At 39.0% G+C, this 21,392-nt stretch carries 18 protein-coding genes and 1 riboswitch; of the genes, 3 read left to right on the top strand and 15 right to left on the bottom strand.

Annotation, left to right across the window (positions count from 1 at the left end):
• Positions 1 to 450: 450 nt before the first annotated feature.
• Together BAU15_RS15325 and BAU15_RS15320 are read right to left on the bottom strand one after the other, a co-directional pair.
• Positions 451 to 1,548 carry a tyrosine-type recombinase/integrase gene (locus tag BAU15_RS15325; protein ID WP_161843596.1) on the bottom strand — a complete coding sequence of 366 codons (1,098 nt, stop codon included), beginning with the start codon at positions 1,546 to 1,548 and terminating at the stop codon, positions 451 to 453.
• A 1,734-nt stretch (positions 1,549 to 3,282) separates the two neighbouring features.
• Positions 3,283 to 4,023, bottom strand: a complete 741-nt coding sequence (locus BAU15_RS15320) for a class A sortase (protein WP_161843595.1) — start codon at positions 4,021 to 4,023, stop codon at positions 3,283 to 3,285.
• 353 nt (positions 4,024 to 4,376) lie between these two features.
• On the opposite strand from BAU15_RS15320, the gene BAU15_RS15315 reads away from it, so the two are divergent.
• Complete coding sequence (locus BAU15_RS15315; RefSeq protein ID WP_161843594.1) at positions 4,377 to 5,156, top strand: hypothetical protein; 780 nt, start codon at positions 4,377 to 4,379, stop codon at positions 5,154 to 5,156.
• 138 nt (positions 5,157 to 5,294) lie between these two features.
• Here the strand turns inward: BAU15_RS15315 and thiT are convergent, their stop codons facing one another.
• The 10 genes from thiT to ispE form a co-directional block, all read right to left on the bottom strand.
• The gene (thiT, locus tag BAU15_RS15310) at positions 5,295 to 5,888 is read right to left on the bottom strand and encodes an energy-coupled thiamine transporter ThiT (RefSeq protein ID WP_237580216.1); all 594 of its coding nucleotides are present in this window, start codon (positions 5,886 to 5,888) and stop codon (positions 5,295 to 5,297) included.
• A gap of 50 nt (positions 5,889 to 5,938) precedes the next feature.
• A riboswitch (TPP riboswitch) is annotated at positions 5,939 to 6,039 on the bottom strand.
• A 221-nt stretch (positions 6,040 to 6,260) separates the two neighbouring features.
• A complete protein-coding gene (locus tag BAU15_RS15305; protein ID WP_161843592.1) occupies positions 6,261 to 6,914 on the bottom strand; it encodes a helix-turn-helix domain-containing protein in 654 nt (217 codons plus the stop codon).
• Positions 6,915 to 7,288: 374 nt separating this feature from the next.
• Positions 7,289 to 8,257, bottom strand: coding sequence for a ribose-phosphate diphosphokinase (locus tag BAU15_RS15300; protein ID WP_161843591.1), 969 nt, complete (start codon positions 8,255 to 8,257; stop codon positions 7,289 to 7,291).
• 137 nt (positions 8,258 to 8,394) lie between these two features.
• Positions 8,395 to 9,768 carry a bifunctional UDP-N-acetylglucosamine diphosphorylase/glucosamine-1-phosphate N-acetyltransferase GlmU gene (gene glmU / locus BAU15_RS15295; RefSeq protein WP_161843590.1) on the bottom strand — a complete coding sequence of 458 codons (1,374 nt, stop codon included), beginning with the start codon at positions 9,766 to 9,768 and terminating at the stop codon, positions 8,395 to 8,397.
• Positions 9,769 to 10,219: 451 nt separating this feature from the next.
• Positions 10,220 to 11,041, bottom strand: a complete 822-nt coding sequence (purR, locus tag BAU15_RS15290) for a pur operon repressor (protein ID WP_161843589.1) — start codon at positions 11,039 to 11,041, stop codon at positions 10,220 to 10,222.
• Positions 11,042 to 11,197: 156 nt separating this feature from the next.
• Positions 11,198 to 12,031, bottom strand: a complete 834-nt coding sequence (locus BAU15_RS15285) for a metal ABC transporter permease (protein ID WP_161843588.1) — start codon at positions 12,029 to 12,031, stop codon at positions 11,198 to 11,200.
• Positions 12,004 to 12,684, bottom strand: a complete 681-nt coding sequence (locus BAU15_RS15280; RefSeq protein WP_161843587.1) for a metal ABC transporter ATP-binding protein — start codon at positions 12,682 to 12,684, stop codon at positions 12,004 to 12,006. Before BAU15_RS15280 ends, BAU15_RS15285 begins: the two co-directional genes overlap by 28 nt.
• An 86-nt stretch (positions 12,685 to 12,770) precedes the next feature.
• Positions 12,771 to 13,778 (bottom strand): metal ABC transporter substrate-binding protein, encoded by a 1,008-nt coding sequence (locus BAU15_RS15275; protein WP_161843586.1) that lies wholly within the window; start codon positions 13,776 to 13,778, stop codon positions 12,771 to 12,773.
• 398 nt (positions 13,779 to 14,176) lie between these two features.
• Positions 14,177 to 15,100: a DUF7916 family protein gene (locus BAU15_RS15270; RefSeq protein WP_161843585.1), complete on the bottom strand. Its 924-nt coding sequence runs from the start codon at positions 15,098 to 15,100 to the stop codon at positions 14,177 to 14,179.
• Between the two features lie 415 nt (positions 15,101 to 15,515).
• Positions 15,516 to 16,367, bottom strand: a complete 852-nt coding sequence (gene ispE / locus BAU15_RS15265) for a 4-(cytidine 5'-diphospho)-2-C-methyl-D-erythritol kinase (RefSeq protein ID WP_161843584.1) — start codon at positions 16,365 to 16,367, stop codon at positions 15,516 to 15,518.
• Between the two features lie 313 nt (positions 16,368 to 16,680).
• On the opposite strand from ispE, the gene BAU15_RS15260 reads away from it, so the two are divergent.
• Positions 16,681 to 17,373 (top strand): YoaK family protein, encoded by a 693-nt coding sequence (locus tag BAU15_RS15260; protein ID WP_237580215.1) that lies wholly within the window; start codon positions 16,681 to 16,683, stop codon positions 17,371 to 17,373.
• A gap of 178 nt (positions 17,374 to 17,551) precedes the next feature.
• Here BAU15_RS15260 and BAU15_RS15255 read toward each other — a convergent pair whose 3' ends face one another.
• The 3 genes from BAU15_RS15255 to BAU15_RS15245 are packed head-to-tail and all read right to left on the bottom strand — an operon-like array spanning position 17,552 to position 20,029.
• The gene (locus BAU15_RS15255; RefSeq protein WP_161843582.1) at positions 17,552 to 18,307 is read right to left on the bottom strand and encodes an ABC transporter permease; all 756 of its coding nucleotides are present in this window, start codon (positions 18,305 to 18,307) and stop codon (positions 17,552 to 17,554) included.
• Positions 18,304 to 19,077: an ABC transporter ATP-binding protein gene (locus BAU15_RS15250; protein ID WP_161843581.1), complete on the bottom strand. Its 774-nt coding sequence runs from the start codon at positions 19,075 to 19,077 to the stop codon at positions 18,304 to 18,306. Before BAU15_RS15250 ends, BAU15_RS15255 begins: the two co-directional genes overlap by 4 nt.
• Positions 19,061 to 20,029: an ABC transporter substrate-binding protein gene (locus BAU15_RS15245; protein WP_161843580.1), complete on the bottom strand. Its 969-nt coding sequence runs from the start codon at positions 20,027 to 20,029 to the stop codon at positions 19,061 to 19,063. The genes BAU15_RS15250 and BAU15_RS15245 overlap by 17 nt, the downstream gene beginning before the upstream one ends.
• A gap of 436 nt (positions 20,030 to 20,465) precedes the next feature.
• Here BAU15_RS15245 and BAU15_RS15240 point away from each other — a divergent pair, with 436 nt between their 5' ends.
• Positions 20,466 to 21,284, top strand: coding sequence for a glycosyltransferase family 8 protein (locus BAU15_RS15240; RefSeq protein ID WP_161843579.1), 819 nt, complete (start codon positions 20,466 to 20,468; stop codon positions 21,282 to 21,284).
• Positions 21,285 to 21,392: the final 108 nt, after the last annotated feature.

The following is a 21,392-nucleotide window of genomic DNA, read 5'->3' as shown; positions in this document are numbered from 1 at the left end:
TTCGTAAACTCTGTGGTTAGTTAGAGTTGCTCTAGTCGGTGCTCATCATTTTAATCCCCTAGTTATTCATCAATGATGACAGAACCTGTATCCGTGCACTCTACTATTCTAATCATCCCAATACACTTATTAATTTTGGGCCACCTCCTTAACCGTTTAAAGAATCCACCATTTTCTAGAGAATCCCCATTTGCCCTCTAGACTTTACCCATAAAAATCGCTATACTAAATAACGGGTTAAATTTTAAAAACAATACAGAAATTCATTCATTTTCTTCTTGGAAGTACCAATTCCAAGAAACCTTGGAAAAGCTTGTCGTATAAGCCTCGGGAAACCCTTGACGGCTTATCTGACGGCTTATAAAACCAACAGACAAATTTTTACGTCTGAAATTTACAGTCCACTGACTTATTTTCAGACAACATTTAGACCCACTTTTAAATCAAGCATTAGACTAATTGATTGACCCATTTTTTTCGTTGGGTCATGAGTGAATCAACATATACATCTAAAGTCATTTTGGCCGAATGATGGCCTAACAAAGCACTAACTGACGCAATATCTGCTCCTTTTTCTAACAAACGGGTAGCAAACGTATGGCGTAATTGGTGGAATCGATAGCTAGCCAAGTCGAGTTTTTCTAAGATCCGTTTGAACTGGTAATTGATAGTTCGCGGTTCACAAAACCGATTGTTATACCCTACAACATATGGGCTTGTTGCCTGTTTTTTCTTTTCTTTCAGTAAAGTCCAGATTTTTTGATTTAGCGGAATAATTCGCTGTGCAGAGCCACTCTTGGCTACTCCTTCGGTTACGATTGTGCTATTTTTTGTCTTAGCGCAAGGAATCCTTTGAAGCGTCCGAGTTACTGTTAATTCCCCCGTTTCAAGATTGACATCGCGCCATTTCAAGGCACTAATTTCACCAATCCGAAGACCTGTGTGTAGAGCAATTAGGATTGGCAATCCTTTAGCATAATGAGTCGCTTCTTCTTCGATCCGTTGTTGAGCAACCTCTGATAGAGCCGTGATTTTCTTCTTGGCTTCCTCAGAATAGATAATGTCATGAATCGGGTCGATCGATAGGTATTCTCGATGAATAGCCTCTCGCAAACTACGTTTCAATATTTGGAGTACAGTCTTGATGGTATTGACAGAAAGCCCCTTTTCATGCAGAGAATCAGCGAATTCTTGAATAGTCGCCTGCGTCAATTCGTGTAAGGGAATCTCTTCAAAATAAGGACAAACATAAGACGTTAATTTGTGGCGATAGCTTGCATACGTTGAGGGTTTGACTGTTTTAGTCACTGAACCCTCTAACCATTCATACACCCAATCTGTCACAGAACCCTGATAGATTGTTTTTGTCATTTGAGTTAGATAACTATATTGCTGTTTCTTAAGTAACAATTTCTCTCGAACTTCCCGGAAAGTCTGGGCGTATACATAACCAAAACGTGGGGAACGATCTATTCGACGACTCTTAATGTAACGACCTTCCCAACGGCCATCCTTTCGTTTATAAATGTTTTCTCCTTTACGTGCCATAGGTAATTTCTCTCCCTTTCTAATCAGTTCACTTGACGGCTTATTTGACGGCTAAAAAAACTAAGAAGAAATGATGGATTTCTAAATAAAACCGACGTTATTTTACCTGTTTTACAATTTTTTTGAATAATCTTGACAGGAAAGTTTAAATAACGTACCATATTATTGGATACATCACTTTTTTTCTTCATCCATAAAAAAAATACAGTTATTTTTAAGCTGTTTTATAGCTATTTTTTCGATATTTCTTGGAATTGGTACTTCCAAGATTTTTTTTGCGTCATTTTAGCCTTTTTTCACGTCAACCTTTCTTTATATTTTTCTCGCTATCGTCTAATCTGTTACACAATTAATCCTTATCTACCTATAATTATGCCCTACTCTTATTTAATAGGTAGAGTTATTAAATGAAATCCAGTCGTTTTTAAGGAGAAATTGTCAAAATTTTAGCAAAAAAATAACCTTACACTTTTTAAGTAAGGCAGCAGCTATTCCTATCTCACGACGAAGATCTTTACACAGAACGATCAAAAATTACTCACCTACCTAGGTAATTTAATAGGAAACAAGACTAGCTAGTTGTCAAAGAAACTAGCATTTTCAATAGAAGAATAATAGAGCTGCTTAGATCCTAGATAAAAAATGTAGATTTTTACTCTCCAATTAACAAAAATTTAAACGACTAAACTTACGCACAACTTCAGTTTACCAATCTGTATCTACGTAAATTCAATCGTTGCCTGACCTCATAAAACTCAATTAGTTATTTAAAGCCGTTTAAGGTCGAAAAAAATTGGCAATATGTCCGAATTTTTTAATACTTGTGGCCAGTTGCGCATCATTACAGGTAAAATTTGAGGTGAAAACGCTACTTTTAAAGGCAAAACCTACTAAACAATGAGTTCTTGCTATTTTAGCTTCTGCTGAACTATGGAAAAACACCGCAACTAGCCACAACTTTGAAAAAACACAAAAAACTGTAAATTTTAGCAAAATGTGAATTAAACTCAGATAGCTTTTATAAAATCCCCACGCAGAACCTTGATTTTGCAGGGTTTATAGCTCTGATAATCTTTGAACCTATCATTTAACAGATAGCAAACTAGATACATTTCAAATACTTGTGGCTAGTTGCGCACCCTTCATGAGAAATATCGAGATGAAAAGACCTATTTTAGAAGCAAAATCTACTATTCAATGGATTTTCCGGTTCTATTCTCTAAATTTCAAGTAGTAGAGTGGTACGCGTAGCTTGATCAAGAATATTGAGAATCCCCTGCCTTTCTATAAGCTAACTGAACTGATTTAGTAATAAAATCAATGTTTTTTATTGAACCCTTTGCCATCTTTCTGATGGAAGGAACACCAAGTCTTGGACAAATAGAAAATGCCAAAAAGCTTATTTTATAGAGCTTCCTAGTAGGATAGCTATACTCTCTAAACAGCAAAAAAGCTCGAAAATTTTGACTACTCATCAAAATTTCCGAACGTTTTTTAGTGAATCACTATTTTTGTTACCAACCATTAGCCGTATATGTTTCTACTCAAAGCTAACTGACAAATTAAATTTACCCACTTTACCCAGTCTTCCTCATATTTACCTAGGTTGAGAAAAAACGTCAAAGTGCTTGGGTTTATTTAGTATGAAAATAACTAAATTAAGTCTGATAAATTTAGTTAGTATCGCTATCTAGAGCCTTAGCCAATCTGTCTTCGCCATTAGTTCACTCGACATCAATAAGTTTTTTGTTCAATCTCAAATGCTTTGACCATCGTTTCACTTGCTTTATCGACAGAGGTTATAGATTCTAGCTCGCCTTGGACGACGATTCGATTAATTCCTTCAATTTCCGCACAGGTAACCAAGGTGATTAATTTTTTCCCTTCCACAACGTCCAATACTTCTACTTCAGTTGGTTCAACCTGCCGTTTAACCGTCGTTGTGTAGGTGTAGATATTCTTCAAATCAGTAATATAAATTTTTTCACCTGTTTTTACATTTTCTAAAGGGGTAAATAGTAAGTCCGGCTCATAGGCTCGATGACTTGCCAAACCATAATTACCTTGGCCCATTATTTGATCTGGACTCATTGTACCCGCTCCCCAAAGTAAGGCTTCGTTAGATAGACCATTAAAAATCGGTAGATTAATTTTGACACTTGGAATAGCAATCCCACCAATAATAGGCAAGCGTTTATTAGCAAATTGTGCTCGTAAAACGGCCTCCGTACTAATCGATTCCACTCCTTCGAAATCAAATGTCGTGTCCTTATTCTTATTCTCTTCCAGTTGCTTACTTGTATAAGAAGCAATCGCGTAGCTTTCACCATTCTGTTTGATCAAAAAGTTCTTTATTTGATTATTAAAAACTAATGCCAGTCCTACGACTAATAGTAAAATCAAGCCAATATTAATGAGCCAGTTAGCGACTCTAGAGCGTTGTTTCTTTTTTCTAATTTTACGTCGATTTGCCATATAATCACCTCTCCATATCGTTTTTATATTATCACAATCAGTGAAAAAAACCATTTTTATTTTTCAGGCTATGATTTTAGCAAGTCATCTTGCCTTCTCTTCCACCTATTCGCTTACTATTAGACACAATAATTTACCCAGTCGATTACCTAGATAATTACCTAGACTTTACCCTAGTTATTTATTTACTTAATTCTAACACGCAAAATGATTGTCAAAAATGACAAAAAATAAGTGGGAAATTTACTATAAAATCACCGTTTTGTAATAGAATCTTAAAGTAAAAGAAACAAGCATTTTGATTAATTGTGTTGTAAAATAGGACTAGTTACGTGGGGGAAGGGGAAACTGAGATGACAAAAAAAGTATATGTACATATCGATCCAATCAGTAATGCTGTCGTCTCGCATGGTATTCATGCCTCAGATTTCGTACGAGGGATTGTTCATCAACCTAAAAACTTATTATTATTAGACCCTGTAGCAGAATATGGTGAGTACGATACTCATACCGGATTGAAAGTCATTCGTGGATCTGAAGAGGTTGGCACTTATTTTGACGAGATCTATAAGAAACGTCAAAACAGCTCATTAAAATGGATTGATTTTACAGATCTCACCATGTTAAAAGAGCTCACGCCTTTGGAGATTTCAGAACTCTTGTATTTTGGTCACACCAAAACGCATTTACACTCTCCTTTCTTTTATAAATTACAAAATAATTTCGTTTATTTTGACTTTAATGAGGACTTAACTCGTGTTTATTATCGTTATATGGATGAATTTTACCGGATACTTGCGGACAAACTAACCCGTATTCTTTTAGAGAAATTAAATGATCGAAAAACGTTCTTTCGTAAGGGAATCTCTGTAGAAAAGCTAGATAGTGACCTATTGAAAGACATGCGCGGCATTCTTCAAGAAGGTGTAGTTTTTTCATTTGAGCAAGCTGAACTAATCGATAAAGAGTATCGGATTCCAATCTATGTGGTAGAAGATTATGTCTGGAAGATCAAAGGAGCTCGTTATCAAGAAGAAAACTTGTTAGCCACATTAATCTACCAATCAAATAAGCGAAAATGGCGACTAGAAAAAGGCCAAGAAGACCTACTTTTCGCACAATATACGCGTTAGAGAGCATTTATTACTTCCACTTAATAACATACTTTATCTAGACCAAAAAGACACGTAAGAATGTACATGATTCACATTCCTACGTGCCTTATTTTATTTAATTGCCTATTTTATTTTGTTACTCGCTAACTTTCTAGTCTAATGACTATTTTGTAGTTGATGAGCCCGTCGAACTTCTTTTGGAATAAACAATTCTGGTGACTTTTGATAGATCAATAAAGACACCACAACTGCCACAGCAATCGTTGCTAACCCGCTAACTCCATTCATAACGAGGGAATAAAGGACCGGACTGAAGCCCCACATCGCATAGCTTCCCCAGAAAACGACCCCCGCAACAAAATGCCAAAAGTAACGAGCCAAGCCACCTGTAAATGCGCCCGCCAGAATATAGCGCCGCCCTTTTTTATAGTCCCCAGCTAAAGTTGCTTGACGTACTTTTGCAGCATACACCCCAGCAAATCCACCAAACGTAAAAGCAATTGGGTACTCAATCAAGACTTGAATCACCGACAAGTAATCAACTCGCCCTGTCGGAAAATGGAGCAGCCCCCATAATAATCCAGCCATTACGCCCGCTTTCCAGCCTCGTCGTAAAGAAAAGATGGTCATTGGAATAACCCCTAGAGAAATCGAAAAACTCACCCCAATACTTGTTGGAATGAAGCTTAACGCCATCGCAAGTGCCGCAATAATCGCTCCTTCAATCCAAACTTTTAATTCTTTGCTCAAAAAAACTCCTCCTTCTAGAACAAAAGTCACAAAGGAGAAGTAATAATTTATCATTACTCCATCACAATTCCTACGCTCGAATGATCGATACAGGTACGAAGGGTTTAGAGTTTCCTCATTCTCAGCCAAACAGGCTCCCCTTTGTGATAGTGTTCTATTTAGTTTTAATTTTGGTACGTGTGTATAATAGCATAAACCGCCAAAATAGGGAAATAATTCGGTCGGTCGCTGTCAAAGATTGTCTATTTTGGTCGATTGTTAAAACAATTCGGTTAGTAATTGAACGATAGATGAATCTACAAGCATACCATTTATAGTTAAAGTCTCCCTACTTAGTAATCCAATTATTCTTTAAACTATCTCAAAAATATTCTATTCCCAGATTACTTTATTATCATAATCTGATAAATTCTTTTCATCGCCTAAGATATCCGAAACTAAAACTACTTTTTTTACAGAACTTATCTCATCTGCAGAAAAATCGTTTAGCTTTAAATTAATTTTAAATGCTTTTGAATTACTACTAGAAGCCGAGGATTTCCACAATGTGATGTACAGTACCTCATCTTGGATACTTTCACTATAACCTGAATAGCTCGTTTGATCCATTTCCGAAACCTCTAAGCCAATTTCTGTTTGCTTGGATAATTCTTCTGGAACCATTGAAACGCGACTGATACTCGCCAAAGGTATCGGTACCCGTGTATTTGAATGAAAGTTCTTATTCGCAAAAAATAAAATCCCTACTAAAATAACTATAACTATGGGAATTGCTTTCAGCGACAAGCGCCCTCTTCTCAAATCTTTATCCATTTTCTTCACCATAACTTTGTCCTCCCTTAATAAATTATCAAGAGATATTTCATAAAAATCACTTAATTTAACAAGAGAATCCAAATCTGGGTAGGTTCTTCCAAGCTCCCAGCTTGAAACAGTGGAACGTGACACACTCATTTTTGTAGCCACATATTCTTGAGTTAGTCCTCTTCTTGTTCTTTCAGCTTTTAATTTACTTCCAATATCCATGAAATCATCTCCTTACATTTATTCTGAAGGTTCACTTAAATAGTTTAAAGTTATTAATCTAAGAATGCACTATTTATCGCGATACATTTTGTAGCATAAGTAAAATAGTCACTTTTTCCCAATTGTTTTACCCTTTACCTAGGTAAAAATGTTCCTCTCACACTAAGTCCTGTTGATTTATTTTATCCTCACACACATTTCAGTTTACCTAAGGTTGCCTAGGTTTACCCAGATTTTTCCCTATCTAGTTTTTGCTTTTTATTTTAGATTTCGACAAAAAATGAGCAAGCAAGAAGTTCCTCGCTTACTCATTTTCACTTTTTAGATGCTAGTTTTGGAGTATTCAAATGAATGCTCTGAACTATTTATCCAAATTATTTTTTTGTTTCGAATAGTGGGCTGACAGGTTTGTTTTCATGGATACGTTTGATAGCATCCCCCATCAAGTCGCCAACACTGACTTCATCGATTTTATCAATTTTGCGTGCTTCTGGTAAGTTGATTGAATCTGTTACAACTAAACGTTCAATCGCAGAATCGGCAATTCTTTGTAACGCAGGTCCTGATAATACAGGGTGAGTACAAGAGGCATAAACACTTTTCGCGCCGGCTTCTTTCAAAGCGTTGGCTGCTAGGGTAATCGTACCAGCTGTATCAATCATGTCATCGATTAGGACACATGTTTTGCCGTCAACTTTCCCAATGATATTCATTACTTCTGCAACGTTAGCTTTTGGCCGACGTTTGTCGATAATCGCAATCGGTGATTTCAAGAATTCGGCTAATTTACGAGCACGCGTTACACCACCATGGTCAGGTGAAACAACGACTACATCATCGCCAGAAATGCCTTTTTCCAAGAAATAGTTTGCAATTAATGGCGCACCCATCAAGTGATCGACAGGAATATCAAAGAATCCTTGAATCTGAACCGCATGTAAATCCAGGGTCAACATCCGCGTTGCTCCTGCTTTTTCGATCATATTCGCTACTAATTTTGCTGTGATTGGCTCACGAGCGCGGGCTTTTCTATCTTGACGTGCATAGCCGTAATAAGGCATCACTACGTTGATAGTTTTGGCACTGGCACGTTTTAAAGCATCAATCATAATCAATAATTCCATCAAATTATCATTGACTGGACTACTGGTTGATTGAATCACGTAGACATGAGAACCACGAATACTTTCTTCTATATTTACTTGAATTTCACCATCGCTGAACTGATTTACTGAAGATTTTCCTAACTCAACACCTACTGCTGCAGCAATTTTTTCAGCTAAAGGACGATTTGAATTTAATGCAAAAATTTTCAATCTTGGATCAAAGTAATGTTTCGACATGGGGACCTCCACTTTCTTTTTGTTGATAAACTAAGCCGCCTGAAAAAAATCCGTTTTCTTTCAATACGTTTCTAAAGTATTCTTCCTTTTAAATACTAGTCATTTTTGTCAGATAAATCAAGTTATTTGGGAGAACTTTAATTTAGAAAGGGCATTCTTTTTGCATAATTCTCTTTATTTTCTTGTCGTGCTCGCGCAATCCCTAAAGCATACTCTGGTACGTCCTTGGTAATTGTCGATCCAGCAGCGATTGCTGTGTTATCTGCAAGGGTTAATGGCGCTACAAGATTAGCTGCTGAGCCGATAAAACTATGGTCGCCAACAGTCGTCCGGTATTTCTTCTTGCCGTCATAATTCACAAAGACTACACCACAGCCGACATTGATTTCTTTGCCTAAAGTCGCATCACCCACATAGGTTAAATGACCAACTTTCGTTTTTTCACCAATCGTCGCATTTTTAATTTCAACAAAATTGCCAATATGCGCGCCTTCGCCAATCTCAGCTTTCGGACGTAGATGAGCATAAGGACCAATATCCGCATGATCCTTCACAAAGCTTTCTTCTATAGAAGAAGAGTAAATTTTAACGTTATTTTCAATCGTGCTATCAACGATTTGTGAATTCGCACCGATGAAACAATCTTCACCAATCACAGTCGTACCTTTAATGTGCACACCCGCTTCGATGATAGTGTCCGCGCCAATTTTTACCCCTTCATCGATGTAAGTGCTGGCTGGGTCGATAAATGAAACCCCGTTCATCATATGCATTGTGTTAATTCGTTCACGCATACTCTTATTCGCATTCGCCAAGGCCACACGGTCATTTACACCAAGTGATTCTTCAAAACTTTCTGTTTGATAAGCAGCTACTGTCTGCCCTTGATTTTTCAGAATTTCGATGATATCTGTCAGGTAATATTCTCCCTGCACATTGTTTGTGCCAACTTTACTCAAAGCTTCAAATAAAGCTTCATTGTCAAAACAGTAAGTCCCAGTGTTGATTTCTTGGACACGAGCTTCTTCGATTGATGCATCTTTTTGTTCAACAATTTTCTTAACAATCCCCACATGATCACGTAAAATACGGCCATAGCCAGTCGGATCTTCTGCATGAGCAGTCAAAATTGTCGCACTCGCTTTCTTACCTTGGTGGTATTCAAATAAATTATTTAATGTTTCCGTCGTCAGCAAAGGAGTATCTCCACTAATCACTAACGTCGTGCCTTTTTTGCCTTTTAAGAAAGGTTCCGCTTGTAATACCGCGTGACCCGTACCTAATTGTTCTGCTTGCAACGCATATTGACTGCGTTCACCTAATTGTTCTTTCACCATCTCTGCGCCATGTCCAACAATCGTAATAATTTCTGTTGGCTGTGTTTCTACCACACGATTGATGATATGCTCTACCATTGGTTTTCCTGCTACAGGATGCAGAACTTTATATAATTTTGATTTCATGCGCGTACCCTTACCTGCTGCAAGGATGATTGCGTAACGAGTTTCCATGCCATTCACTCCTAATTAATTTTTCGCCTTTTATTCCTTATTCAGTGTATCTTAGCCACTGCTTTTTTTCAACTAGACCTATTGATTTTTCACCAAAATGAAATATTTCTCCTAATTGTTTGGTTCTTTTTCTAAAAAAGTAGCCAATTCAAGGGAAATCTGGTCACTTTCAGTTAAAATGTGGCTCTAGTAAACAGATCTTCTGCCTAATTTTTTGCTTATTTTCCACCTAAACCAAAAGACTGGAACAGCCACCACTTGGATTGCTCTTCCAGTCTTTTCTGATTATTTTTACTAGCCGGCTTAGTGTGCTAGCAGTTATCAGTAGTGGACCTCATTGATTTACTGATTGGTATGAATTATTGTAAGTTATTAGCGATGATTGAACCCACGAATGACAGTTAGTCGATTATCGTTGGCTACTGTTCGCTACATTTTCTCAGGTGATACCCTATTCTTCTGTAAAATAGTTTCCTGGAACGACTGAGATAGTTTTCGTTTGTGTATCGACATCTTCGACATATAATAATGACGTGTAGTCGTCAATAGCGCGTGTACCGTGGAATTTAGATTCAGCAAAGACAGTAATGCCCACCAATTCGGCTTCAAACTCTTCAATCAAACTCTTCATTCCATTGACAGTTCCGCCGCCCTTCATGAAGTCATCGACCACTAAGACACGCGAACCACGCTTCAGGCTTCGTTTAGAAAGCTCCATCTTTTCGATTCGCTCAGAAGAACCCGATACATAATTAACACTGACCGTTGATCCTTCGGTTATTTTTGAATCGCGACGCACAATAACAAAAGGTACATTTAGATAATAAGAAACCGCCTGTGCAATGGGCACACCTTTTGTTGCCACTGTCATAACAGCATCGATTTTCTTACCCGCATATTTTGAAGCAATGATCCGCCCCACTTGACGCAACATCTCTGGTTCACCCAATAAATCTGAAAGATAAACATAGCCACCAGGTAAAAGACGATCTTGCTCAGATAAGCGATCAGCCAACGAAGTAATGTATTCCTTAGCCTCTTCATATGACGTTTCTGGAAGAAATTGGACACCGCCTGCAGCGCCAGGAATTGTCTCTAGGAGCCCTGTGCCTCTCTCTTTAAATGTTTTTTTAATAATTGCTAAATCTTCACTAATTGATGACTTTGCTGACTGGTAACGCGCAGCAAAATAAGTTAGAGAAACCAATTCATGAGGATGATTAAGTAAATACTGCGTCATGTCAATTAAGCGTTCACTTCGACGGACTTTCACACAATTCAACTCCTTATCATTTTTTTATCGTTTCTCATTATAAGGCTTTATCCGAATAATATCGAGTATTTTCTTATTATTTTTTCAAAAAATGCCTTATTCATTAAAATTAAGAAAAAAAAAGAGAAAAACTTTCGTTTTTCCCTGTTTTTCTCTTTAATTTCCTAAATGTTTCTTCCGTTGAAAACCAACTCTGATTTTTTTGAGAAGATTGACTCCTAAGAATAAACCAATAAAAACTAGTGTAATAGTAGCTCCAGGAGGTGTTTCCCAATAAAACGAACCCGTTAAACCACTCAACATACCAATAAAACCGACCACAACGCTAATCGCAATCACAGCATTGAAGCTTTTTCCCAAACGCATGCCAATCGCAGCTGGCAGTACCATAATCGCTGAGATCAACAACGCACCAGCTATCGGAATCATCATTGCAATTGCCACCCCGGTCACGACATTAAACAGCATCGACATCCACTGAATCGGCAAGCCATCGACATGAGCCGAATCCTCATCGAACGTTAAGACATACATCGGCCGTTTAAATAGGAAGAATAAAACAGCAATTAAAACAAATAGAATGCCTAACAGGATGACTTGCTCTTTGGTAATTGTGATAATTGAACCAAATAGATACGACTGGATACTAGTTGCTGAATTACCGCCACTAAACTGCATCAAGACTAATGCCAGCGCTAAGCCTCCTGACATCAAAATGGCAATTGCAATCTCAGAATAGGTCCGATAAATCATTCGCAAATATTCCAAAATAACCGCCGCAACAATCACTACGATAAGCGTTGTCACATCCGGATTCCAATTAAGAAAGAACCCCAGTGCCACTCCAGCTAACGAGACGTGAGATAGAGTATCCGCCATCAACGATTGCCGACGAATGACTAAAAATACACCTAGCATCGGGGCAATCCCCGAGATGAAAATCGCAGCTAAAAATGCGAGTCTCATGAATTCATATGAAAGCAACGCCATGGTGAATCCTCCTTTCTAACTAAGCGAATTTGTCGATCCGCGTACTCTTTAATATCCTCATGATCGTGGGTAATCATCAAAATTGATTTGCCATGATCATGGGCATTATGCCGCAAAAGACGATAGAAATCTTTACGTGACTGCTCATCCATTCCAGTAGTTGGCTCATCTAGGATAAACAAATCAGGATCTGTAGCAAAGATTCGAGCCAAGCTGATTCGCTGTTTTTGTCCCCCTGAAAGCTCGCCAATCCGTTTATGACGTACGTCCCACATGCCAACTGCTTGCAAGGCCTTTTCGACATGTTGATGATCCCGTTTTGTTAATGGCTTAAACCAACGTTCTCTTGGGTAACGTCCAGAACGAACCAATTCTATGACAGTGCTAGGAAAACCAGCATTAAATGAAGCTACTTGTTGTGGAATATACCCCATCGAAAGCTTCTGGCCTTCAGTATTTTTATCGGCAATTTTAATCGTTCCTTTGGTGGGTTTTAACAAACCTAGTGTCGACTTAATCAGGGTTGATTTTGCCGCTCCATTTTCACCAGTCAAAATAACAAATTCACCAGCATCTACATGGTAGGAAACATTCTCCAACACAGGCTCATCATCATAATAAAATGTTAATCCATCCACTTCTACATAACGCATCTCGCGACCCTCTCTCTACTCATTACCTACTGTTTAACTACTATTTCACTACTATCTAGCTATTCGTTACCTACTTTTACCTACGACTATCGAATACTTTTTTGTAAAGCTTTTAGATTTTCTTTCATACCTGTGATATACGTTTTCCCTTGCTCGATTTGCTTATTTGTCAAGCTTTCTAGCGGGTTCAGCACAGCTAATTCAACCCCTGTTTCGTTAGACAAGGTCTCAGCTACCTTAGATGAAGCATTCTCTTCAAAATAAATTACTTTTACCTCGTGGTCTTCCACATAATGCTTCAATTCAGCCAATCGGCTAGGTGAAGGCTCTTGGTCTGGCGACACACCTGAGATAGCTTCTTGAGTCAATCCATACTGTTTTGCCAAATAACCAAATGCTGCATGTTGTGTCACGAAAGTTTTATTTTTCGCGTCTTTAAAAGCCGCTTGAAATTCAGCATCCAATTCCTTCAGCTCGGTAATGTAGCTCGCCGCATTTTTTTCAAAGAGCTCTTTCTTCTCAGGATATTTCTCACTCAATTGCGCGCTAATATTTTCAACTTCTTTAATAGCTAGAGTTGGATCCAACCATACATGCGGATCTAGTGCATGAGTATGGGCCTCCTCAGCTTCGTGGTCGTGCGCTTCTTCCCCCTCATGCTCATGGTCTTCTGCTTCATGATCATGCTCTTCGCCTTCATGATCATGGTCATGTGCATCTGACTCTTCACCTTCCGCCAGTTCAATCGTGCTAGCTGCTTCGATGAGTAAATTATCGGACAAATTCTTTTCCACATTTGCCACCCAAGTTTCGAACTCAGAGCTATTGTACACAAATGCATCTGCTTCACTGATTTTGGCTAAATCCTTAGCACTAGGCTCATAATCATGCGCCTCAGTTCCAGCTGGAATAAGTAGCTCAACCTCGCCAGCGTCCCCAACAATATTTTTCGTAAATTCATACATCGGATAGAAAGTCGTCATAACTTGCAACTTATCCGAGTTGGCTTTCTCAGCCGTATTCTGTTTATCCCCACAGGCAGTTAATACTAACATACCCACAAATAGACTTGCTAATAATTGAACCTTTTTCATCTGAACCCCTCATACTCTCTGTCTATAATTTTGGCAAATCGGAAAATTACGATTTGAAGAACAAAATCTAATTTATCAGAGTCTTTCCACTTCGTCAACAGAAAGCGTAAAATTTCCGATTTAGCTAGAAGATTCCTCTATAAATCGGAACTAATATGAAGCATCACTCATTTTAGTCGTGTAAATGAGACGATTTCCTCACTTCCAATAAATCAACACCGTCCATCATCTATCACCAAAATCAGCTGTAATTATTTCCTTTCTATCTAGTAAAGCCAAAAAAATAGAGTTGCCTGCGCTTCTTCAAAGAAGCGTCTCACAGTCAACTCTATGTTTAAGATAAAACCAAAATCAACAATAACTCATCCACACAGAATCCGTTTAACCTAATCCACCTTTTAGCGATTGATTGAACGAGCCATACGGGCAACTGTGTGACGTTTGCCACGGATGGCATCTGATAATTCTTTGATGTTTTCAATCCCGACTAAGCCCATATTCGCATCGCCAATATGCTGGATATCAACACCCAATACTTTGTTTCGAATCCCAATTTGACGCACGACATCAGGTTGAGCACTTTCTTGGGAGGTCCCAATCGCACTCATGACTAATTTTCCTTTTGAATGAGCCAAATCAACAACTTCTTTGACTTGCGCATCAGTGATTCCCCAGACTGTACCCACCGCTGGCACCAACACGATATCCGCGCCAGCTTCGATAAATTGTTCCGCTGATTTCAAGCTCACAACCGGTTCATCAACGCCAGCACTGTGCATTTTACCCGCGATGATAATCCCGTCAAAATGCTCCTTCGCAATTTTGACATTCTTAGCAATCAACTCGTTGGTTACGCCCGTTCCTGGATTCCCTGTCAGCAAAATGAAATCTAAGCCTAATTGATTGGCTTTTTTGAAGGTCTCAACAGACGCCTGTCTGCCCAAGGCAATTTCAACTTTTGTCGATTCTAACTTGACTGAATCATCCACCGGCTCAACATTCATGCCGATTGGCAAGCCCACAAGCTCTTTCAGGCGGTTGACCACTTCGTCATTTGGGACACAGGTTTCAGCACTATATTGACCTTCATAAGCCGCTACAACAACGGGATGATTGACATCAAAGGCATTCAGTAAAATCATATCCGCCCCGTAAGCTTTCGATAATTCCGCACAGGTAATATCCCCAGCAACTGACGCTTGAACCACAACATTCTCACTCAACACGACGCGTCCTTCACTCGCTTTGATACTTTGGAATAATTCCTCTTTCGTCATTTGCTTAATTTCCTTAGCCGTTGCACTAATCAATCGTTGAACCATCTTTATTTCCTCCAATTTTTTTCACTGATTTTCGAAAGTCCATTTCTCAGACAGATTCTTTCAGTAAAACATAAGTCCTCGCCTAACAGCTACTCCTTATTTTTCCTGATAAACCCACTCCCGAATACTACATACTTAATTAGTCGCAAGAAGCATGCCAAGATGGATATTAGCCAAACTCCTTATTCCTCACGCTAGAAGGTCTATACAGATTTTACACACTTACTTCACGCTCTACCTACACACTACTTTTTGAGTGTAGAAAAAAGCGAATCTACGTAACTGAAACAAAAACCACACCGGGTCCATCACAGCTATTACTAGATTCGCATCTTCCATTTATTCAGTTATCCCCCAGTTACCCAGGTATTCAGGTATTCAGGTATTATTTTCCATTTTTTTTGCAGCTCTTCATTTATTTCAATGTACGAACGACATAAACTTCATCACAAAAACCCTTTAGGCCATTATAGATTCTTTGGGCGCGGGAATGCTGTTGACAAAGCGCGTAGACAGTTGGACCACTGCCACTCATCAAGGTTGCATCTGCACCATATTTGATCATGCGATCCTTAATTTGTTGGATAATTGGATGACGTTTGATTGTGATGGCTTCCAAGCTATTCCCGACAGCCTGCGTCATGCGGTGGTAATCATTGGCATAAATCGCTGCCTTCAATTCATCAATATTGGGATGGTGTAGCTCGTCCATATTGACTTCTTTAAACACTTTCCCTGTTGAGACACTCATGCGAGGCTTGACTAATACGACCCAACACTGCGGCATATCAGGAATGGGCGTAATTTTCTCCCCTTTGCCCGTGATTAGCGCCGTCTTACCATAGACGCAATACGGAACGTCCGTGCCGACTTCCATGCCAATAGCAGCCAATTCCTCAACAGATAAATCTAAGTCCCATAAACGATTTAATCCGCGAAGTGCCGCCGCACAATCCGTACTCCCTCCGCCTAAACCAGCCGCAACGGGAATACTTTTTTTGATTGAAACCTTGATTCCTTGATCAATTCCATAGCGTTCTTTAACTATCATTGCTGCTTGATATACATGGTTTCTTTGATCCACAGGTAAAAAAGCCCGATTTGTTTCGATAATAATTTTATTTTCAGCGATTTCTTCAATAGTTAGTCGATCAGCTAAATCGACGCTCGACATAATCATTTCTAACTCATGATAGCCGTCAGATCGTTTATGTAACACATCCAGTCCAAGATTAATCTTAGCTGGCGCTTTTTCTATGATTTCCATCAGCTCACCCATTCGCTCATTCTAAATAATCGTCAGTATTCTATCATAGACGGGAATAAAAGTATAGCACCGCCGTCTTGTAACCTCAGTCAATTGGTAAAAAAACTCGTTGAACCACTTAAGTTTAACCACTATTGCTTGGATAGAAAGACATTTTTCAATCCTACATCTTCTATTAAATACTACCAAAAACCACATGTAAAGAGAAACATTCTAGCTATTTCCTAAGAAAGCGATGCGATTGGCTATCCGTGGCTTTCTTCACAAAATGTGATAAGATAATTGGTGTAAATAAAAACAACAAAAAGTGTTGGTGAGACTTATGGAAACTTCCTTCCATGAAGACCGCTGGGTAGGCTTACTCTTAAGTTTTATCGGTGGCGCTATGGACAGCTATACTTATATACATTATGAAGCTTTTGCTTCGGCTCAGACAGGCAATATTGTGCTCGCTATTATTCAAGCCTTCGACGGTGCGTGGGCGAGTGTCGGTAAAAAATTACTTTCTACGCTCTTCTTTTTTCTCGGCATCCTACTAGCCAAATTTTTAATTGACTACTTTCAAAAGAAACAACTTCATTTTTGGCGCTTATTCGTCCTCTACTTTGAAACAGTTATATTCTTTCTCGTCAGTCTCTCTTTTATCAATCATCAAACGAGTCTTGTGACGATTATCATCGCCTTTACAGCAGCGATTCAGTGGGTCACCTTTGATAAAATTAATGGCTTAGCCTACACCAATCTCTTCACCACAGGAAATTTGAAAGGCGTTGCTACCAATCTATACGATTATTTAATGACCGGTAAAAAAGCAGCCCAACAAAAATTTATTCACTTTTTACTAGTAGTCACATTCTTCATTACTGGCGTAATTTGCTCCGTCTTTCTCTATCGTTTGGTGGGCGCTAAAGCTATTTTGTTGGTTTCTGGAATCTTTCTCTATCTCTCCATCTCGCAAACCTATCTCATCTGGCGCTTCTACCGTCATGAACGCTATCTGAAATAAGTGCGTAGCGAGAGAAATTAACTTAAAAAATACTGACAAGACAAAAAAGCAGCGAAATCTTCTGTAGATTTCTACTGCTTTTTTTGATTAGACTAGTAAATTATTCGGTTCTTCACTTGCCTCGGCTTTATTCTTTATTTTTCTTTCGCTTATCTTTCAGTTGTTTATTTGTCTTTTCTTAGACTCGTTCCCATTTCATCGCAAGCCAGCCGATAAAATCGATGACTAGGAATAAGACAAAGCCCATCAGACTCAATAAGAGAATCGCGCCATACATGGAAGGATAATCCAGTCGCATCCAGGCATCCATAATGTAATAACCCATGCCGTATTCGGTGCCGTAATTTTCAGTGAAGAACAGGATCGAGATCGCTGTACCTAATGAAATACGACTCGTACTCAAAATCGCGTACATCGAAGCTGGCAAAGTGATATGCACAAATTGCTGGATTTTCGTCGCCCGAATACTGCGATAAATATCATAATAATGCCCCGGAATATTACGCACCGCATCACGTACTGCTAAAACGACTTGCGGAAATACGATCAGCACAATCATGATAATTTTCGACGCATCACCCAAACCAAACAAAAGCATCACGATCGGTAGCATCGCCATTTTAGGAATTGGATAGGTCAGATACAATAACGGATCAAACAGTTTGTTGAGTGTTTTGAATGAACCCATCAACAAACCCAAAGCGAAACCTAGAATTAAAGCAATACTCATGCCTGCTAAGACACGACCCAGACTGACCAAGAAATGAACCTCAATCTCTTTTTCCATTAATTTAGGAAAGTTCGCATAGACTACTTGTGGCGTCGGAAGCATGCTTTGATTCAATAAAATACTCGCCAAAAACCACACCAAATGTAACACGATAGCCGCTACTATCAACCCTAATAACCGTTCTCCAAATTGATTTTTTTTCATGATTGAATCTCCTCTCTCAAGGCATTGACTCGCTCATAAAAATCAGGCAATCGTCTTTTCTCGGCTAACGTCTCGTTTAATGAAAACGGGCTATCCATGACTGTATGAATTTCTCCTGGCTGCCCTTTCATGACCACAATTTTATGCCCCAATAATAAAGCTTCCTCAATATCATGGGTGATGAAAAAAGTCGTAACCGGATGTTTTTTCCACGTCTCTAAGAATAAATCTTGGGTTCTTTCACGGGTAAAAGCATCTAGCGCTGAGAAAGGCTCGTCCATCAATAATAAATCACCATCCACGCCAAATGCGCGAGTGATTGAGACCCGCTGTTGTTGTCCCCCACTCATTTGACTTGGGTAAGAATCTTTCACACTCTCTAAGTTCATCGCGGTAAATAATTCTTGAATTTTCTCTTCATCTGCTGCCGTTAATTTTCGTTTTTTCTGGCTAATCTTCACATTGGAAGTGACGGTTTTCCAAGCGGTCTCCCAGGGTAACAATCCGTAATTTTGCGGCACTAATCCTAAGACATGCTTGGTTGGTTGATAGGGCTCTGATCCATATAAAATCGTCCCAGTATAGCTTGGAATCAGTCCACTCAAAACGTTCATCAATGTTGATTTTCCCGTACCAGAAGGACCAATTACCGTATAAATAGTTTGCGGTTCAAAGGTCATTGAAATATCCTTTAAAATTGTTTTTCCGCCGACCTCAACTGCCACTTGGATCAAGCTCAGTGCTTGGTTTTTACTATTTAAAGAAGACATCGCTAAGCACATCCTGAGGTGTTAAATCTTTTTCCAATAACTCTTTGTCTTTGGCCCATGCAAAAGCTGCCGTAATATCAGCTTCTGTCGCTTGTGCCGCTGGCGTATAATCAGGAATCGTAATTTGATCCTTCAAGGTTTCAGGGAAACCAATTTCATCGATAAACAATTGAATATATTCTTCTTTATCATGCGATTTGATGTATTCAACCGCTTCATTATAAGCTTTGTACATACCTTCGAAGGCTGCAGATTTTTCATCAATGGTTTTGGCTTGAGCGCCAATTACAAATGGGTTAATGCCAATATCTCTCGTCGAGCCCAACACGCGCATACCATCTGCTTTAGCAATCGTCACCAATGGTTCTGGTAAAATGGCCGCAGAAACTTGGCCACTCTTAATCAATTCCACGCGGCTTGGCACTGCTGGAACGTCCGTAATCGTCACATCTGCTTCTTTCATACCAATTGTAGCAAGCATTTCTGTGACCGCATATTCCGTTCCGCCGTTCTTACCTAAGACAATTTCTTTGCCTTTAATATCCGCTAATTCTTTGACGCTATCGTCCCCTGTCACCAAATCAAATTGCCCATAAGTTGAGCTAGTTATTTTGACATCTTGGCCACCTTGTTGATAAATCGCCATCGCTACTAAATCTGTGTTAATCGCATCGACTTTCCCTGCCAAAAAGGCCGCATCGCGATCTTTCGCTGACTTAAATGCTTGGATATCGATATCAACGCCATATTTTTTATCAAAGCCTTGTTGGTGTGCCAAAATAAAGGGAATATTATCTGTTGAAGGCATCACGCCGACAGATAATTTCACGACTTTCTCTGTATCTTTGTCCGCAGACGCGCTACCTGAATCCTTTGTTTTGTCATCCGTATTGCCACACGCAGCTAAACTAAATAAGGCCAATAAACTCGCTGCAACTAAAAATTTTTTCATTCTTTTACGCTCCCTAATAATTAAGTATAATTTCTTTCATCCGACCTGTTACCAGCCAAGAATCCTTCGCCTATTCTATCATGAATTCTTCTGTAAAAAAAATTCTGACTTGTGAAAAATCGGAAAACTTCACTCATTCTAAAACAAACGAAACTAGCGGTTTTATTCGCATAATTGAAACTTTTTCACAATTTCTAGTTTACTCCTTTTATTTACCTTTGTAAAAACTTAATCGATTTCATTCAATGCCAGATTTCATTAACAGCTACAGACGGCCTTCTATCCGTAATAGCCCCTCCTTTGTAAAAAAAAGGGCATTAGGATACACTAAAGATATCTACATAATCCATGAGAAAACCAGGCTCATTCCAGTAGTCACCGTACTTGTAGCGCCAATAGATTACTGTTAGGAGTAAAGAGAACGAGGAGAGATTCAATGAAAGAAAAAATTGATTTACTATTTACGCTCAATGAAGGATATCTACAACCATTGAAGGTGGCTCTTTTGTCTATTCATCATAATAATCCACACCAAACTTTTCGCGTCTGGCTGATTCATGAAAGTATCCCTGAACAGGAACTTGGAGCACTCTCGTCTTTTCTGATAGATTTAGGCCATGAATTACAGCCCGTTACCGTAGATGGCTCTATTTGGACAAACGCTCCGACGGTCGCTCGTTATCCGAAAGAAATGTATTTCCGACTATTAGCTGGGGAAATCTTACCTACCCATTTGACCAAGGTTCTCTATCTAGATCCTGATATACTGGTCATCAATTCCTTGACTGAACTTTGGGAAACACCCATCGATGACGCGATGTTCGCAGCTGCCAGACATACTGGTTTACTGGATGTCTCGACCCCACTCAATAAAGTTCGGCTAGATTTAGAACACGGTTACTATAATTCAGGTGTCTTGCTAATGAATCTTACCATGATGCGCGAGAAAGTTCGCTGGGAGGACATCAGTGCGACCATCGAGAAATACGATGCTCAGCTCTTTTTACCCGATCAAGATATCTTAAATTATTTGTATGGAAAATATACCGTGGAAGTGCCTGAAGAACGCTGGAATTATGACGCTCGCATGTATACCAGTTACCTAGCTCGAAGCTTACGCAAGCACGACATTCATTGGGTCATGGAACACACCTCAATTCTCCACTTCTGTGGGCGGCCTAAGCCATGGGATCCCAGAAATGATACCCGTTTTACCGCCCTTTATCTAAGCTACAGCAATTTGCTCAACCAATAAAATCAAGGACAAATAGACTGGGTAAACAATTTACATATTTACCCAGTCTATTTGTCTTTTCTATTAGTAATTAATCGAAGAACTGCCAACTATTTGCCATTTATAACT

The sequence above is a fragment of the Candidatus Enterococcus huntleyi genome (assembly GCF_009933175.1).
In the GTDB taxonomy this organism is placed as follows: domain Bacteria; phylum Bacillota; class Bacilli; order Lactobacillales; family Enterococcaceae; genus Enterococcus_K; species Enterococcus_K huntleyi.
Note: the sequence above shows the minus strand (reverse complement) of the source record. Positions and strands in the feature narration are given on the sequence as shown.

Excerpts from the sequence above, each read along its gene's own strand:
- BAU15_RS15325 (WP_161843596.1), bottom strand. The coding sequence starts at position 1,548 with ATGGCACGTAAAGGAGAAAACATTTATAAACGAAAGGATGGCCGTTGG.
- BAU15_RS15320 (WP_161843595.1), bottom strand. The coding sequence starts at position 4,023 with ATGGCAAATCGACGTAAAATTAGAAAAAAGAAACAACGCTCTAGAGTC.
- BAU15_RS15315 (WP_161843594.1), top strand. The coding sequence starts at position 4,377 with ATGACAAAAAAAGTATATGTACATATCGATCCAATCAGTAATGCTGTC.
- BAU15_RS15305 (WP_161843592.1), bottom strand. The coding sequence starts at position 6,914 with ATGGATATTGGAAGTAAATTAAAAGCTGAAAGAACAAGAAGAGGACTA.
- BAU15_RS15300 (WP_161843591.1), bottom strand. The coding sequence starts at position 8,257 with ATGTCGAAACATTACTTTGATCCAAGATTGAAAATTTTTGCATTAAAT.
- glmU (WP_161843590.1), bottom strand. The coding sequence starts at position 9,768 with ATGGAAACTCGTTACGCAATCATCCTTGCAGCAGGTAAGGGTACGCGC.
- BAU15_RS15285 (WP_161843588.1), bottom strand. The coding sequence starts at position 12,031 with ATGGCGTTGCTTTCATATGAATTCATGAGACTCGCATTTTTAGCTGCG.
- BAU15_RS15280 (WP_161843587.1), bottom strand. The coding sequence starts at position 12,684 with ATGCGTTATGTAGAAGTGGATGGATTAACATTTTATTATGATGATGAG.
- BAU15_RS15275 (WP_161843586.1), bottom strand. The coding sequence starts at position 13,778 with ATGAAAAAGGTTCAATTATTAGCAAGTCTATTTGTGGGTATGTTAGTA.
- BAU15_RS15270 (WP_161843585.1), bottom strand. The coding sequence starts at position 15,100 with ATGGTTCAACGATTGATTAGTGCAACGGCTAAGGAAATTAAGCAAATG.
- ispE (WP_161843584.1), bottom strand. The coding sequence starts at position 16,367 with ATGGAAATCATAGAAAAAGCGCCAGCTAAGATTAATCTTGGACTGGAT.
- BAU15_RS15255 (WP_161843582.1), bottom strand. The coding sequence starts at position 18,307 with ATGAAAAAAAATCAATTTGGAGAACGGTTATTAGGGTTGATAGTAGCG.
- BAU15_RS15250 (WP_161843581.1), bottom strand. The coding sequence starts at position 19,077 with ATGTCTTCTTTAAATAGTAAAAACCAAGCACTGAGCTTGATCCAAGTG.
- BAU15_RS15245 (WP_161843580.1), bottom strand. The coding sequence starts at position 20,029 with ATGAAAAAATTTTTAGTTGCAGCGAGTTTATTGGCCTTATTTAGTTTA.
- BAU15_RS15240 (WP_161843579.1), top strand. The coding sequence starts at position 20,466 with ATGAAAGAAAAAATTGATTTACTATTTACGCTCAATGAAGGATATCTA.